This window comes from Pseudoalteromonas simplex (assembly GCF_015278155.1).
Taxonomy (GTDB): Bacteria; Pseudomonadota; Gammaproteobacteria; order Enterobacterales; family Alteromonadaceae; genus Pseudoalteromonas; species Pseudoalteromonas simplex.
In genome coordinates, this window is the sequence record NZ_JADILN010000003.1 from 337,749 (window position 1) to 353,507 (window position 15,759).

Sequence of the window (15,759 nt, forward strand, 5' to 3'; positions counted from 1 at the left end):
TTGCTTGCTATGTTTCAATACTATCTCAAAATATCTTCAACAACGAGCACCTAAACAATGAAAAAATCGCTTGGTTTACTGTGTTTAATGTTCTTAAGTAGTACCGCTCACGCTGACTACTCTATTAGCGCTGGTTTCGGCAAAAACTTTACTAACTCGGTGCAAACCGAAGAAAACCTTAAAATTGAGCTTGAGGATGACAGCCATTTTACTGTCAGCCTAGATAGAACTATTGATAATGCTCGTTATGGGTTCTTTTATTCTGCAACCGAACTTGATATGAAAGACCAAACCAACAAGCAAGTCGAGATGCAATACCTGCTATTTCAAAGTGCCGTTGAAGTGCCATTAGCTGACCGTATAGTTGGTTTTGTTGGTGCCCAAATTGGCGCAAATCACGTCAGCACTGACTTTGCCGACTCTGATACATATTTTACCTCTGGCCTTTATGCTGGCGCAGATTATTTATTTACTGAACAAGCACGGGTTTATGTTGAAACTCGCTGGCTGGCAACTATTGTAAATAATGCAAGTAACGTATCGTGCACATTGCCAACATCAGAAGACGACCAATGTCTATGGCACTTTGATGGTGATGTGTTAAACCAATTTCAGACAAACATCGGTTTTAGTTACCGCTTTTAAGGAAGACCCCATGCCGCACATTGTTATAGAACACTCAGAAGACTTGCCAATTCTGCCACAAGTGTTAGTTGAAAAAGTTCACCAAGCCGTTTTTGACTCAGGCTTATTTGATCTTTCGACCATAAAGACTCGTGCAATCGCTTATCAACATTACGAATTAGGTGAAGGTAAAGATGGCTTTATACACATCGGCGCATCAATTATGGCAGGAAGAACCGTAGAGCAAAAGCAGATGCTTAGTGAGCAATTATTAAATTGCTTAAGAACATACTGCCGCCGCTCGTATAGTCTAAGCGTTAATATTTATGATATTGATGCTGATATCTATCGTAAGTGCTAGCTTACTTTGGTAAATAAGCTGCGGGTAAACGCTTGATTTCTATCTCAGGCGATAGATACGCAGTGTAAACCAACCAACGTTCATCGGGTATGTAGGTCAGACCCGATGAACGGCTATATGCGCGCTCAGGCAAAGCAATTAAATCATGATGTTGTTTACTAGCTAAGTCATAGTAGCTAATACGATAATCACCTCGGCGCTCTTTATAATAATAAATACGCCCTTCATGATACGCGTTTTTTGCTACTCGTAACCACGCATATTTGCGCGCCAACTTAACATCGTTCACCAGCATTTCTTCAACACCTGTATCATGATGTTTAATCCAAATAGCATGGCGCGAATTGGTAAATAAAATATCGCCCGATTGTGTTTCAACGCCATACTGTGCTGGCATTTCAACAGCTTTTCCTTGGTTTTTTCCTGATAAATCATAACGGTAAAGATAGTCACCATCAGAGACTAAAAAATGCTGACTATCAGCACTAAACTTAGGTTTAGCAGCATAGCTAAATGGCAGTTCGATTTGTTGGCTTTGCTCTACTTTGAAATCATAAAAATATAAACGAGCGCTGCCGTTATCGTTCAATGAAAACAAGATATAACGTCCATCGGCTGACCAGGTCGGGTCACGGATCTCAGCGATACTATGTGAAATATTAGTAAGCTGTTTTCGCGAGCTACTATCGGGGTTTACAATCCAAAGCTGCGAACTGCCTGACTCATTCGACACATACAGCAGTTTATTCTGTTGCTGATTATACTCGGGAAAGAGCGAGCTAAAGTTAGTCGACAACATAGAAAATGGCGAGCTTGCCACCTGTTCGTCTATTTTCAGTCGCGTGATTACCTTATCTAAATCCCATTGATGATAATAAACACTCCCATCGCCACTGAAGTTAGGTGAACTCATACCAGCAATTTGCGTGTTGATTAAGGTTTTATTCTTAATATCATAAAAATAGCCATAACGCTTAGCGCCCTCAACTGCACTAAACGCCAATTGCTCTTTAGACGGATGCCAATCTACACCATGAATATCAACAAAATCATGAGTTAGCCGTTGGCTTTGCCCTGTTTTTACATCTATTAAAAACAACGCTTTTTGGTTGTTTTTAACATTACGCGTAACCACAACTCGCTGTGCATCGGGCGAAAACGACACTGACTCATACACAGTTTCGCAGTCATCATTACAAGGAATAACTGTTTCTTTTGTTTGTTTTTCCTGTAACCCAAGTAGCTTGATACGAGTCACCCTGTTGCCTGACTGCCCAGTGTGATCTGCAATATAGGCTAGAGTTTTGCCATCACTACTGATATCAAGATCTGCTGCATAGCTATTACTGCACTCGCCAAGTACAACACTGGTGGCATTCACCAAAGACAGTTTTACAATTTCACAAACATCTGACGCCATTCGGTAATAGTATAAAGTATTTGAGTCTGGGCTAAACACAGAGCGTCCTTCGGTAAAAGGTGAGTCTGTTAATTGCTTGGCTGGGTGTTCAGGAAAATGTAAATCGCGTAAATAGAGGTTATTTTGTTTACCAAGTTGTCGCCATGAATACACCAAATAGTGTTGATCATCTGAAATTGAAGGATAAATCTCACGACCAGGGCTTGCCGTCACACTCTCGATGCTATTAAGTGGCAACACAAAGCTTGAATTGATTTGCTCTGAGGGCGATAAAAACAACCAATACATTCCCACTAGGCTTATTAAACAAAAAGCCACAAACAACTGCCTTATTTGTACTGCTGTGATACTAAAGCCCTCGGTTTTTACTTCATCGGCTGTAGCTATTGGTTCAGGCTTTAACAGTACCCGGTAACCCGTTTTACGTAATGTCTCTATATAAGTTTGTTCTGGGTCGAGTTCTTTAAATGTTTTTCGTAAATGCCAAATAGCATTCGTTAACGCTTTTTCCCCAACATAAAAATTACCTTCCCACACATGGTTAATAAGATCTTCACGGGTGATAGGTTCAGGGTAGCGCCCAACTAAACAGCCTAATAGCTCAATGAATTTAGGCTGCAAAAGCTGTTCACTGCCATTGCATATCAGTTTATTTTCGAGCGGGTTAACAACACATGGGCCCAGCTGATAAGCGCGATTCGATGTTTCCATTAACTCTAAATAAAACCTCATTTTAGATAAACAGCAGTGTAAGCCCCTACCAATCTAACGTAAAAGCCAAGTATTAACCAGTCTAGAATTGCAATTTAATTAACAATAAGAATTTTCCTAACGCACTGTTTTTAAATGAATAGATATTCAATAGATATAAAATAGAGACATAAACGAGCAACCTAAGATTGTAGTTAAGTTCACATTTCTATAATTATTTTAACGTCAATACCGACCAACCAGAGTGTTGTTCGCTGTAAATTTTAACTGCCCTTAAAAAGAGCATCACTCTGGTTCTAAAAACTAAAAATATAACAACTAGGAACGCCTGTGAGAAATTTACTAACCAAACCTTGTGCCATTGCACTTGCCGTTGCCAGTGGTTTTAGTCAACATGCTTTTGCAGATGAGGCTGAAATAGCTCGCACTGCCAATACCACCCCAACAGCCAATGAGCAAACTGAAGAACCTGAAAAAATTGTCGTGACAGGTTCACGAATAAAGCGTGATAGTTTTTCCATTTCAACCCCCTTAGTAACGATGGATCGTGACGCTATTTCCGATACAGGATTAAGCAACTTATCAGATATTTTAGTTGATAACATGCCAGCTCTTAGCGAGAGCATCGGTAACACCACCAGCCAATCAAGCGTTTCAACTACCGGTCTATCAACAGTTGAACTACGTAACTTAGGCCCTAATCGCACCTTAACGCTGATCGATGGCCGTCGTGTAGTTTCTAATAGCTACAGCGGCAACTATGTCAGTTTAAATACTATTCCGAGCGGCATGGTTGATCGCGTTGAAATAATAAGCGGCGGTGCATCTGCAACTTATGGTGCCGATGCTGTGGCCGGTGTTGTTAATATCATCACTCAATCAAAAAAAGAAGGGTTTGATTTTAAAGCTAAAACTGGCGAGTCAACTGAAGGAGGCAGTAAAGAGTTTAGCCTCGACTTAAACTATGGTACGTCATTCGATGATGGTCGCGGCTATGCTTATTTCAGTTCAAACTGGGACCGTGATTTCGGTATGACTTTTTACGACCGTAAACGCGCACAAATAGAAGATAGCTACGATTACGATAAAGATCGCATGTGTAATGTAATGCAAACAGCAGATGGCGATCAATGTATGCGCGACATCACGCAAGCTGATTGGGTGAGTAAAAGTGATGGTCTTTCTGGTGGTGTGTTTTTAGAAAATGGCAAAAACGACACACAGTTCTGGTACGACGGACAAACCCTGCGTGATGATTGGAAAGGTAATGAAGAAATTTATGGGATCAATTCAAATCAGTATGTAATGCTTGATGTACCAAGCGATAACTTCTCTACTGCAGTTAAAATTGATTATGACCTTACTGACAATGTGATGTTTTACGCGCAAGTGCAATACAGTGACAGTGATTCGTTCAATCATAAATCACCAGAAGACGAATATGAGGGTGCCACAGCACCGCAGTTTGATCCGGCTACAGGTGAGCCTTTAGGGCTTGTAAAACCGGGTTATATTCCAATTGACAATCCGTATGTTCCACAAGAGATTCTTGATGCAAACCCATACAAAGACCGTATTTATTGGGATCGTCGCTTTCATGAGGTTGGTAACATCACTACTGACAATAGTCGAAAAACTATTCGCAGCTGGGCTGGCCTTCAAGGCACTCTATTTAATGACGAGTGGGACTGGGATTTTTCAGTCAGCTATGGTCGATTTAAACAACATCAAGTACGAAGCAATGAATTAAATACAGTTAGACTTAATCAAGCTTTACAAGCTGAAGAGTTAGCTGATGGCACAATTCAGTGTATTGATGAAGCGGCTCGCGCAGAAGGCTGTGTAGCAATTAACTTATTTGGTGAAGGCTCTATTACCGAAGAGATGGCCGCTTGGATCCGCAGCAACCCAATTATTGATACCGAGATAAAACAATATGGTGCGGTAGGCTACATTACTGGTGACCTGTTTGAGCTCCCTGCAGGGCCAGTTGCAGCTGTGTTTGGTGGTGAATACCGCAAAGATAGCCAAGACCTCAAAACCAGTGATGATATAAGAGCAGGCGGTATTACTTTTAATTATGTGCCTACTTTTTATGGTGAAGTTGATGTATATGAAGCTTTTGCTGAGCTTGCACTACCGCTTTTAAGGGATGCAACATTTGCAAAGTCACTTGATACAGACCTATCTTTACGTGTAGCTAACTACAGTATGAATAATGTCGGGACTGTTGCCAGTTATAAATTAGGCGTAATGTGGGAAATTACTAACGGCTATGCTTTTAGAGCTAACTATGCCCGTGCTCAACGTGCCCCAACTATCACAGAATTATTATCACCACCACGCGGCGACTATGACAGCTATGATGATATCTGTGATGGTCTAACAGCTACATCAACTGACGCAGGGCATGATAACTGCCGCAAAGAGCCAACACTTGCAGCCCTAATTGCAGAAGATCCTAACTTTGAATTTGATGATGATAACAACCGTTATTCACCGGGTGTGGGTAATAAAGAGCTCAAAGAAGAAACCGCTGATACCTATACTTTCGGTGTGAGTATTGCCCCTCAGTTTATCCCTGATTTTAATCTTGCGATTGATTTTTATGACATATCTGTCTCAGATGCTATCTCTGAATTAAGTAATGATAATATTCAACGAGAGTGTTATGACTCAGGTACACAATGGGGTGAAAATAATTCTTTTTGTAATGATATTACCCGTAATGATGAAGGTAATATCATTGAAATAGTACAACGTAAATACAACCTCGATGAGCTAACTGCACGTGGTTATGATGTTTCAGCTCAGTATGAATATGATTTACAAAGTTTAGGTCAGTTGGCATTTAAACTTGACTACAATCATGTCATCGAGAACTCGCAAACATACCAAAGCCCTGATGGCGGTAAAGTGACTACACATTATGCGGGCTATGGCGAAAGTAAAGATAAAGCTTCAATGTCTTTAACTTGGCGAAAAGATGAGTTACGGATCCGTTGGCGTACTAAATACTTAGGCTCATTTAAAGCAAGCCAAAGTAGAGAAGAAGAATACTTAGGCTACTTAGCAGATAATGATGAACGCTGCGCAGAAGGAAGCGATGAATGCGTTACGAACCCTGAAAAACTAGCTTTTCAAGATTACGGCTCATACCTAAGACATGATTTGTCAGTTTCTTATAAATTAGGACTGTCTAACAAAAGTGATTTACGTTTATTTGGTGGTGTGAATAACCTTTTTGATAATAAAGGGGACTTTTACCCATCAGGCCGCGGTAATTATTATTCAAAATACGGTGGTGGCAAGGGGCGCTATGCATACATAGGTGTATCATACAGCTTCTAGCCTCAGCGCTCGAAAATAAGAAGCACGCCTCAGTGGCGTGTTTCTTTATCAATGCCAGCTTTGCATCTCAACTAATCGAGACTCGGTACGCGCATATTCAAATGCCAGCTTTTGGCCTTGATATAAATCGCTAATGCCCACCTCAGCCGAAATCACCAGCAATCGGCTGCGATCATAAAACTCATCAATCAAAGCAATAAAGCGCCGCGCTTCATCATCTAAAAAGTGTTCTTGTAAATCTTGCTTTTCTCGCTGGTAGCTATCTTCAATACCATGCACAATTTGTTTGCCTGTGGCTCCGCGCCCCATTACTGGCACATTGAGTAAATACACCCGCTGAAAACGCTCTGCCAAATCAATATAATCCGCGGTGCTTCTAGGTCCTGAGCAAAGCGTCATAAAATCAAACATAATGGCGTCTTGAGCGAGCAAGATACAGCTAAGCTCGCGGTGGCAAACCTCTATCGTTGTTTGCCTTTGTATTACTTGCTCTTGCTTTAAAAAGCGCTCTGTTAGTGCCTCTTTGTTATTAATAAAATAATGTTCGGTTTGTTTACCAAAGCGAAAGCGATGATCTGTATCGCCTTCAACACTTAAAACATGGCAATACTCATTTAATAAATCGATAGTGGGTAAAAATCGTGCGCGCTGCAAACCGTTACGATATAACTGTTCTGGCTGACAGTTTGACGTTGCCACTAACACTACTTGTTGCTCAAACAGGGCTTTGAATAAGCCACCTAAGATCATGGCATCGCCAATATCAGACACAAAAAACTCATCAAAACAAATCAAGCGAATGTGCTCTGCCCACTCTTTAGCAATCACCGTCAGCGGATTTTTCTGCCCTTGCAGCTGAGTTAAGCGCTCATGCACTTGCTTCATAAAATGATGAAAGTGCAAACGCTGCTTAGCTTCAATATCAACAAGCTTGAAAAACACGTCCATTAACATGGATTTACCACGCCCTACTGGACCATACAAATAAACCCCTTTTATTGGCTTAGCGCTTTGCCACCAATGGCTTGGTGCAGCCAGTTCTATGGCTAGATTATCCAGAGCATTAATCGCTGTGCGCTGGGCACGGTCTTCTTGCAAATCACCTTTGGCTATTTGTGCTTGGTAATGCTGTAATATTTGTCCTTGCTGTACTGTCATAGGTAACTAGTATCCGCTATACTCGCCGCCATTGTAGCCGACTAAAAATGTGATCCCAATGAAATTTCCATGCCGTTTAGATAAATTTATTAGCCATATTGCCGAGTTACCTCGCAGTAAAACCAAAGCAGGTATCAAACGTAAATACGCCACCGTTAATGGCGAGGTGATCACCTCATTTGATTATTCAATCAACCAAGATGACGATGTGCGCTGGCAAGGCGAGCCACTGGTATTTTTAGGCAAACGCTACTTCATGCTCCATAAACCAGCTGGCTATGTATGTGCCAATAAAGATGACCTTCACCCGACTGTATTTGATTTACTTGATGAACCAAATATGAGCGACTTTCATGTTGCAGGCCGTTTAGATATCGACACCACAGGGTTAGTGATCATCACCAATGACGGCGACTGGTCACACAAAATTACTGCACCAAAGCATAACAAATTCAAAACCTATTTAGTTGAAACTCAAGAACCTATTGATGAAGAAGCCATTGCAGCATTAGAGCAAGGGGTGCAATTACACAACGAAAAAGAACTAACCCGCCCTGCTATTGTTGAAAAGCTTGCAAGTTACAGCTTACGCCTTTCAATTTGCGAAGGTAAATACCATCAAGTTAAACGAATGCTTGCAGCTGTAGGTAATAAAGTTGTTGAATTACATCGTGAAAAAATAGCAGACATCACCCTTGATGAAAACCTTGCAAGCGGTGAATATCGTGCCCTGACAGAAGCCGAACTGAAGCTCTAAATAGGTACTTGAGTAAAAATCATGATAACGCTGTCATTTTTCCTTAATAAAACCAGACAAACGTGGTAGAAGTTAACAGGGGAAATAATAAAGGAGGCTGACTGTGTTATCAGGATTAGCTTTAAAAACAAAAATCACCTTATTTGCTATCGCTATGTTTATTGCGTTATCGGCGATAGCATTACTTGGCTTACAATCTTTACGCCATGCCAGCGAAAGCGACAACATCGCGCGTATCAACCAGCTCATGAAGAGCACCACCAATATTGTTGAGCAATTTGAGTTGATGGTTAAAAGCAATCAACTCGAAGAAGCACAAGCAAAGAAACTCGCTATTCAGGTACTTCGAGAAAATAAATACCACGACTCAGAATATGTGTATGTCGTCGACAACAACTTAGATTTTGTCGCCACTCCGCACGACCCAGAACTACACGGCACCAGCTTTAACGATTTTAAAGATGCCAGCGGCAACAGTATCGGCCGTATGGTCGAAAATCTCGTGGGTAACACGACCAATAAAATCATCACCTATCACTGGGATTCAGTGCGAGATGGTGAAACCGTTGATTTAACCTCTGTAGTACAAAAAACACCGCTGTTTGGCTGGTATGTAGGTACAGGCATTAGCGCCAAAGAAGTTGATGAACGTTATTGGAATACTGCAAAGTGGCTGCTGGGCTTATCTATGCTTATTGCCATTGCGCTGACCTTTGCCATTGCTCGCTTTGGCTCATCACTCACCAATGCCTTAGGCGGCGAAATTGATGAAGTAATTGGTATTGTTAAGAATGTCTCTCGTGGCAACTTAAACTCACATATTCGCCAAGATACCCCACCTGAAAGCATTATTGCAGCCATGCATTATATGCAGCAAGGGTTACGCGGCGTTGTTGGTGGCATTAAAGGGGTTACAGATAGCTTAAAAAATCAAAGTGTCGATAACGAATATCGCTCTGTTGAGCTCGACAAACTCACTCGTAGCCTAAACGAAGAAACTCAAATGGTAGCTTCAGCTATTACCGAGTTAACAGCCTCAGCACAAACTGTTGTAGAACATGCTGAGCAAGCCGCTTACTCAGTGCAAGAAGCTGAGCAACAAGGTCAAAGTGCCAGCCACTTAACCAGCGAGGCTGCTGATACCATCGCGCTTTTAGAGCAGCAAATTGACAGCGCTGGTAATAATATTCAAGTGCTTGATGATGAAGTAAATAACATCGCAAATGTGCTGAGTGTTATTCAAGGTATTGCCGAACAAACTAACTTACTTGCGCTTAATGCGGCAATAGAAGCTGCCCGTGCAGGTGAGCAAGGACGAGGTTTTGCTGTGGTTGCTGATGAAGTTCGTGGGCTTGCCCAACGCACACAGACCAGCACTGAAGAAATCCGCAATATGATTGGCAAACTACAAGCTGCAACCCAAGATGCCAAGTCATCTGTTTCGCTCAGTATGAGTACCAGTGAACAAACCGTAGAAAAATCGACTAAAGCCAATGAAGAACTAAAACGCGTTGCCAGCTCACTCAGCGCAATCGCGCAAATGAGCCATCAGATAGCTATTGCTGCAAAAGAGCAGCTTGATGCTGGTGAAGACACCGCCAAGCGCATCGTAACTATCTCAGACACGGCTTCACAAACGGCTAATGTATCTAATCAGGCTCATACAGCAACCGATTTGATCAAAGGCCTTACTAGCGATTTAGAAACTGAAACCGCTAAGTTTAGCTAATTCAAACAAGTAAAAACGAAAAAGCCCAGCAACTGCTGGGCTTTTTCGTTTTAAGTTCGTATTAAGACTTTATTTGTACCAAATCAAAATCGGCCATCCCCGGCACCATTTGTTGTAATCGTGACTCAGTGACATCTAATGAGTTCAAACACTCACAGTATTCTGAGGCTTTCATCTCTAATTGCTCTGCTTTCTTTTGTAGTGATTTATCAATTTCTTTTGAGATGATGTCCATACGCTGCCCCATATCATTGATACGGTCTTCGATGTTACCTTCGCGCGATTTAAAGGCATCACCTAGCGAAACTAAAATAGCGCCAAGTGAACCGTGAACTGCAGAGTGAATTTTTTGGCTGATTTCTTTGGTAAAAAAGTCATCGATTTTCGACAGCGACTGCGGAGCAATAAAGAAAAAATCATCGCCACGCTTAAATTTATCCATTAGTGCACGCTCAACATATTGCAGTTGAGTTTTTAGCACTTCAGGCTCTTTGTCTGACATGCCCTCAACAACTTGCTCGATAGCACTTAAGCCAAGGTTTACACCATCGGTCGCCAGGTCAACAAGTTCAGGGACGGTTTGCCTGATACCGCGGCTGAACTGCTCTACAACTTGGCTTTCTTCTGGGCTTAAATCAACCCAATAACCACGTATAAACAATTGGTTATCGTTGTTGATTTGTACGCGAGTTTGACCTTTATCAACAATACGAATGACATCATCAGTGATGATCAAGCCATGGCTTAGCTCTACATCGCATTGTTTTTTTTCTAGGGTTGCGTAACTGGAAAAGCTAGAGAATGTAATGGCCGCTGCTAACAACGAGCGAAAAAAGAACGCCATATACACCTCAAAAAGACAAAAAAGGAAGGCCGCTAGATTAGCAAATATCCAATTTTATGCAAGTAAAACGCCTAGCTATGCTAGGCGTCTTAAAAGAAAGGTGAGTTAAATTGGCGAACCCGGTGGCATTGGCAACACTTTAAAGTTTGCAGGCCATTCACCGCTTTCTAAAAAGTGACTGATTTGCTCGCTTAAATATTGCTTAAATGCACTGTTGCCAACGGATACACTGCCTAGCATTGATTCTTGCTGGTAACTCTTTGCAAGTTTAGCTAAGTAGTAACGAAGCTGTGCTTGTACTTCGGGTGCCACCTCATTGCTTGCCACTAAATCGGCAAACTGTTTTGCAGTTAAAAGCTGTACACGTTGGCTAATTTTACCTGCCATCCCTGAAGCAATTTTTTGCTCAAAAACTTGCTGATAAGTTTGTGCTAATAACGCATCTAAACCATAAAATGCATCGCTTCGTGCTTGCTGCTGTGCTAAACGGTTAATGCGTTGGCTATTAAAAAGTAGGCTCAAGCTATGTGCTGCAGCAACTTCAGGCAGCGCCATCGCATCAAGCGTTAGTCCTGTGCGACCAACAATACTTTCGCGTGATTTAGATTCACCATACGCTTTTGGTGGAATAAGCGCTAATACCGACTCAGGCAAAACAAGGTTCTCAGCTTTTAATGTCGCAAGTACGGCATCCACTGCCGCTTGTTGTGTTTGCTTTGCCACAACCTGCGCCCCTTTTGGTTGTGAACCATCACGAACTTCGTATTCGTAATTTACACCGGCAATTAATTTAACCGCCGCTTCAACTTGATAGCGGTGGAACAAATAAAGTGGCACCAGCATTTCTTCTAGTTGTGATAAAGCTGTGCCCGTTTTGATGTTTTCGATACCAAAGCTCGTCAGCGCTTGTTTACGAACATCTAGTACCCGCATAAGCTCATCACTCGGTGAACTGCCGTTATCCCATAAATGCCCAGTTGGGTGAGCGCCCCCTTGAGCGCGGGCATCACTGTCTGAGATAAACTCCAACCCTTTGCTTTTGTTCTCGGCTAAAATAGCAGCCAATTGCTGTGCTTCATCTTGATTAGTGAAATCGCTATAACCATATTTAATAACTTGGGTATCCCACACGCCCATGCCAGCAGCATAGCCTCGGCTTACATCTAATTTACCTTGCTCATCAAAGCTCAGTAGTGGGTGTGGATAATCCATTACAGAGGCTCTGTCTGCCACTGACGCTGCAAAGTTATGCGAAATACCTAAAGTATGTCCAACTTCATGTGCGCTTAATTGACGAATACGATCAAGTGCCATGGCTTGTAAGCGCTTAGCCATTTCATTGCCTTCAAAATAGGGAGCTGCTAATGCTTCTGCAATTAAGATATCTTGACGAACACGCAGTGAACCCAGTGTCACATGGCCTTTGATAATTTCGCCAGTTCGAGGGTCAATCACTGAACTGCCATACGACCAACCACGGGTTGCACGGTGCACCCATTGAATTACGTTGTAGCGAATATCCATAGGGTCGGCATCATCAGGGAGCACTTTAACGATAAATGCGTTCTTATAACCTGCTGCATTAAAGGCATCATTCCACCATTTAGCACCATCAAGTAACGCTGTTTTAACTGGCTCTGGTACGCCCGGATCTAAGTAATAAACAATCGGTTCAACGGGCTCGCTGATTGGCAGGCTCGGATCTTTTTTTGCTAAACGATGACGCGGGATGTAACGCACATACATAGACTCACCCAGCGCTGCCGCATAATCTTTGTGTTCAATGCTCCAAAAACCTGCTTGAGGGTGGAACTTGCGCGGGGTGTAGTTATCATCAGGTAATTCAATTAATGAGTGATGCATATGTACTGTCAGCGCATAAGGGTCTGCGCTCACTTGGCGTACATACTTTCCTGGGTTATTACCATGAAAAGTAAGCACGGCTTCTAATTCTGTATTTTTTTCAAACGCTTTTGAACGTGCTAAATATACCGCACTGCGGTTGCTATCTAGATTAAAACTTCCCTGCCCGGTTGCCGATAAACGACGGCTTACACCATGAACATCGCTTAATAAATAAGGGGTGTAATCCACAAGTACCGCAGTATCTGACTGAGCTACAACACTAAAACCCGCTAAAATACTCGATGCGAACGCCTCTTTAATACTTTGTTGTTCCGCAAGGTTATTAGTATTAGCGCGGTAATAAGTATTGATGGCTCTTAGCATTACCTTATCGCCAAAACGCTCAAATTGAACTAAGTGAGTATCGCCTAACTGACCGCGATCTAAGCCAATATCATTTGAACCAACACCGTAAGGTAGGCTTTGTTGTAGTAAAAATTGTTGCTCGAATTTATCCACCTCAAGATACAATTTGCCGTTTTCTGTGTCGTAGTAAAATGAAAAATAGCCTGAAAAATGAGTCATTTTTTCAGTAAAATCATTTATAGACTTAATTGCTGCGTGTGCTTGAGTTATCATAGTAAGTAGCACAGCTAAGAGCAGATATCGTAGTAATGGTATTTTTTGCATAATCTTATCTTTGTTATTCGCGTTTTAAATACTGTATAGGTATTAAGCAGTATAAAGTACCGTTTATAAAAATCAGCTATTTAAGACGAAATTCAGCGCTTGCTAAGACATTCTCTCTCACACTAAAAATGTCTGGCTACAACGTTATCAGGAAAATAGAATGCGTAGACTCCCACCGGTATTGTTAGAAGATGGTTGCCCTCGTGAACTGATCTCATTGATCAGAACGGTACTTGCGGCATGTAAAGAAATTTCATTTCGTGTTGGTCAAGGCGCCCTATCTGGCGTATTAGGCTCAACCCTAGACGAAAACATTCAGGGTGAAACTCAGAAAAAACTCGATGTTCTAACTAATCAACTTTTAAAAGATATTTTATTAGAATCGGGCTACGTAAAAGCCATTGCCTCTGAAGAAGAAGACTTCACCGTTGCGGGTAATCCAGATGCCAACTACATTGTTGCATTCGACCCACTTGATGGCTCATCAAATACTGATATCAACTCACTCGTTGGTACGATTTTCTCAATTATGGCGGCGCCTGAAGGTTCAGATCCAGCTGATCCTAGTATTTTTATGCAACCGGGTAAAAACCAAGTTGCAGCGGGTTATGTATTATATGGCCCATCAACCGTGCTGGCGTTAACAACCGGCAAGGGCACACGCTTTTTCACCTTAGATAAAACGCACGGTACCTTCTTATTAACACAAGATTTTGCAAGCGTACCTGAAGAGACCAGCGAATTTGCTATCAATGCTTCAAACCAACGCCATTGGCAACCGGCGATGCAAAATTACATCAATGACTTAATTGCTGGTGACACAGGCCCACGTGGTCGTAACTTCAACATGCGCTGGATTGCTGCAATGGTGGGTGATGTGCACCGTGTATTATGTCGTGGTGGTATTTTTACTTACCCAACCGACACGAAAGATCCAAATAAACCTAACAAATTACGTTTATTATACGAAGCAAATCCAATGGCAATGTTAATCGAACAAGCTGGCGGCATAGCTTCTACAGGCACTGAGCGCATCATGGACATTCAACCTGACGCTATTCACCAACGTGTGGCGGTGATCTTAGGTTCGAAGAACGAAGTAGAAACCTGCTTAAGCTACCATAAATAACAAGCAGTAAATGCCTCAAACTGGAAGGCTTCAACTTTAGAAGCTTCCAGTTTTTAATAAACGAGAGATTCTCAACAAGTTACTTACCTTACAGGCACAAAAAAACCGCAACGAGTGCGGTTTCTTAAATTCTTTTGGCGCTTAAATTAAAGGCCTGCGCGGTCTTTAATAACAGCGATTAGTGGTGAACCACCGTGACCGTTCGACTCAGCCCAAGCAATATCAGCACCATCTTCTAAAGAGCTTTTTGATAAGTTCTTAACAATATACTCACCAGTATCTGCCGCGCCGCTTTCGATTGCATGACGAAGCATGTTATTGCCATTGCATTTCACAGCATCAAAAATGTTACGAATTTTCACACGTGAGCTTTTAAGCTTACTACGCAAACGGTTTTTATCATCAGCTGCGATATATTCACAGATAGAAACCGCTAATTGATCATCAGCTTTTGCTGGTGCTGTATACGCAACTGACGCTGATACAACAGCCGCTGCAAGTAACATATTTGGTAACTTCATCATATTTTGCCCTTATGTAATACTTTTTTCTTACCAAGATTGTGTAATATTGTACCAACTAATTAATTTTACCGCAATAATGTTACGAATTTTTGTACAGGGTTACAAAAGTATACGAGTGAGGGTTTTTGTTATCAGGCTGATGCTTTTCTTGCTCGGCAACTGTCCAATTAGCAACACTTTCGTAATCTGGGAACTGCGTATCACCTTCCACTTCAAGGTCGATAAAAGTTAAGTATAGACGATCTGCTTGAGACAGGAATTGTTCGTATATATTTCCGCCACCTATAATCATTACTTCTTCAACATCAGCAACCAATTCCAGCGCAGCCTCTGGTGAAGTAACCACCTCAATACCTTCAGCTGTGTAATCAGCATTACGCGTGATAATAATATTTTGACGACCCGGTAAAGGCCGACCTATTGATTCAAATGTTTTACGGCCCATGATCACAGGCTTTGCCATGGTTACTTTTTTAAAGTGTTGCAGATCGGCGGGTAAATGCCATGGCATTTGGTTGTCTTGGCCAATTACTCGGTTATTTGCCATCGCAGCAATCATTGAAATTTTCACACTAAACCTTAATACTTTTTTCTTATTAATAAAAAAGGAGCGCAT

At 41.8% G+C, this 15,759-nt stretch carries 12 protein-coding genes; 6 read left to right on the forward strand and 6 right to left on the reverse strand.

Annotated elements, in window-relative coordinates:
* Window positions 1-57 precede the first annotated feature (57 nt).
* Entirely contained in the window at window positions 58-645 is a 588-nt protein-coding gene (locus IRQ78_RS09040) for an outer membrane beta-barrel protein (protein WP_166340506.1), read from the forward strand.
* Between the two features lie 10 nt (window positions 646-655).
* Window positions 656-985 (forward strand): 5-carboxymethyl-2-hydroxymuconate Delta-isomerase, encoded by a 330-nt coding sequence (locus IRQ78_RS09045; protein ID WP_194441836.1) that lies wholly within the window; start codon window positions 656-658, stop codon window positions 983-985.
* A gap of 1 nt (window position 986) precedes the next feature.
* Here IRQ78_RS09045 and IRQ78_RS09050 read toward each other — a convergent pair whose 3' ends face one another.
* Complete coding sequence (locus IRQ78_RS09050; protein WP_194441837.1) at window positions 987-3,116, reverse strand: winged helix-turn-helix domain-containing protein; 2,130 nt, start codon at window positions 3,114-3,116, stop codon at window positions 987-989.
* Window positions 3,117-3,446: 330 nt separating this feature from the next.
* Here IRQ78_RS09050 and IRQ78_RS09055 point away from each other — a divergent pair, with 330 nt between their 5' ends.
* On the forward strand, window positions 3,447-6,467 hold the full coding sequence (locus tag IRQ78_RS09055; protein WP_194441838.1) for a TonB-dependent receptor domain-containing protein: 3,021 nt from the start codon (window positions 3,447-3,449) through the stop codon (window positions 6,465-6,467).
* A gap of 48 nt (window positions 6,468-6,515) precedes the next feature.
* Here IRQ78_RS09055 and zapE read toward each other — a convergent pair whose 3' ends face one another.
* A complete protein-coding gene (gene zapE, locus IRQ78_RS09060; RefSeq protein WP_194441839.1) occupies window positions 6,516-7,625 on the reverse strand; it encodes a cell division protein ZapE in 1,110 nt (369 codons plus the stop codon).
* A 58-nt stretch (window positions 7,626-7,683) separates the two neighbouring features.
* On the opposite strand from zapE, the gene rsuA reads away from it, so the two are divergent.
* Both rsuA and IRQ78_RS09070 read left to right on the forward strand, forming a co-directional pair.
* A complete protein-coding gene (gene rsuA / locus IRQ78_RS09065) occupies window positions 7,684-8,382 on the forward strand; it encodes a 16S rRNA pseudouridine(516) synthase RsuA (protein WP_187489807.1) in 699 nt (232 codons plus the stop codon).
* 154 nt (window positions 8,383-8,536) lie between these two features.
* Entirely contained in the window at window positions 8,537-10,111 is a 1,575-nt protein-coding gene (locus IRQ78_RS09070; RefSeq protein ID WP_138601746.1) for a methyl-accepting chemotaxis protein, read from the forward strand.
* Window positions 10,112-10,172: 61 nt separating this feature from the next.
* On the opposite strand, the gene IRQ78_RS09075 is transcribed toward IRQ78_RS09070, so the two are convergent.
* Together IRQ78_RS09075 and IRQ78_RS09080 are read right to left on the reverse strand one after the other, a co-directional pair.
* A complete protein-coding gene (locus IRQ78_RS09075) occupies window positions 10,173-10,955 on the reverse strand; it encodes a YggN family protein (protein WP_194441840.1) in 783 nt (260 codons plus the stop codon).
* A 105-nt stretch (window positions 10,956-11,060) separates the two neighbouring features.
* On the reverse strand, window positions 11,061-13,490 hold the full coding sequence (locus IRQ78_RS09080) for a zinc-dependent metalloprotease (RefSeq protein WP_194441841.1): 2,430 nt from the start codon (window positions 13,488-13,490) through the stop codon (window positions 11,061-11,063).
* Between the two features lie 160 nt (window positions 13,491-13,650).
* Between IRQ78_RS09080 and IRQ78_RS09085 the strand changes: the two genes are divergently transcribed.
* Window positions 13,651-14,619: a class 1 fructose-bisphosphatase gene (locus tag IRQ78_RS09085; RefSeq protein ID WP_138619101.1), complete on the forward strand. Its 969-nt coding sequence runs from the start codon at window positions 13,651-13,653 to the stop codon at window positions 14,617-14,619.
* A gap of 146 nt (window positions 14,620-14,765) precedes the next feature.
* On the opposite strand, the gene IRQ78_RS09090 is transcribed toward IRQ78_RS09085, so the two are convergent.
* Both IRQ78_RS09090 and folA read right to left on the reverse strand, forming a co-directional pair.
* Window positions 14,766-15,143: a DUF3718 domain-containing protein gene (locus IRQ78_RS09090; RefSeq protein ID WP_054551017.1), complete on the reverse strand. Its 378-nt coding sequence runs from the start codon at window positions 15,141-15,143 to the stop codon at window positions 14,766-14,768.
* A gap of 79 nt (window positions 15,144-15,222) precedes the next feature.
* Entirely contained in the window at window positions 15,223-15,702 is a 480-nt protein-coding gene (gene folA, locus IRQ78_RS09095; protein WP_082389164.1) for a type 3 dihydrofolate reductase, read from the reverse strand.
* Between the last annotated feature and the right edge of the window lie 57 nt (window positions 15,703-15,759).

Coding starts and splice junctions, on each gene's coding strand:
- IRQ78_RS09040 (WP_166340506.1), top strand. CDS start 58: ATGAAAAAATCGCTTGGTTTACTGTGTTTAATGTTCTTAAGTAGTACC.
- IRQ78_RS09045 (WP_194441836.1), top strand. CDS start 656: ATGCCGCACATTGTTATAGAACACTCAGAAGACTTGCCAATTCTGCCA.
- IRQ78_RS09050 (WP_194441837.1), bottom strand. CDS start 3,116: ATGGAAACATCGAATCGCGCTTATCAGCTGGGCCCATGTGTTGTTAAC.
- zapE (WP_194441839.1), bottom strand. CDS start 7,625: ATGACAGTACAGCAAGGACAAATATTACAGCATTACCAAGCACAAATA.
- rsuA (WP_187489807.1), top strand. CDS start 7,684: ATGAAATTTCCATGCCGTTTAGATAAATTTATTAGCCATATTGCCGAG.
- IRQ78_RS09070 (WP_138601746.1), top strand. CDS start 8,537: ATGTTTATTGCGTTATCGGCGATAGCATTACTTGGCTTACAATCTTTA.
- IRQ78_RS09075 (WP_194441840.1), bottom strand. CDS start 10,955: ATGGCGTTCTTTTTTCGCTCGTTGTTAGCAGCGGCCATTACATTCTCT.
- IRQ78_RS09080 (WP_194441841.1), bottom strand. CDS start 13,490: ATGCAAAAAATACCATTACTACGATATCTGCTCTTAGCTGTGCTACTT.
- IRQ78_RS09085 (WP_138619101.1), top strand. CDS start 13,651: ATGCGTAGACTCCCACCGGTATTGTTAGAAGATGGTTGCCCTCGTGAA.
- IRQ78_RS09090 (WP_054551017.1), bottom strand. CDS start 15,143: ATGATGAAGTTACCAAATATGTTACTTGCAGCGGCTGTTGTATCAGCG.
- folA (WP_082389164.1), bottom strand. CDS start 15,702: ATGATTGCTGCGATGGCAAATAACCGAGTAATTGGCCAAGACAACCAA.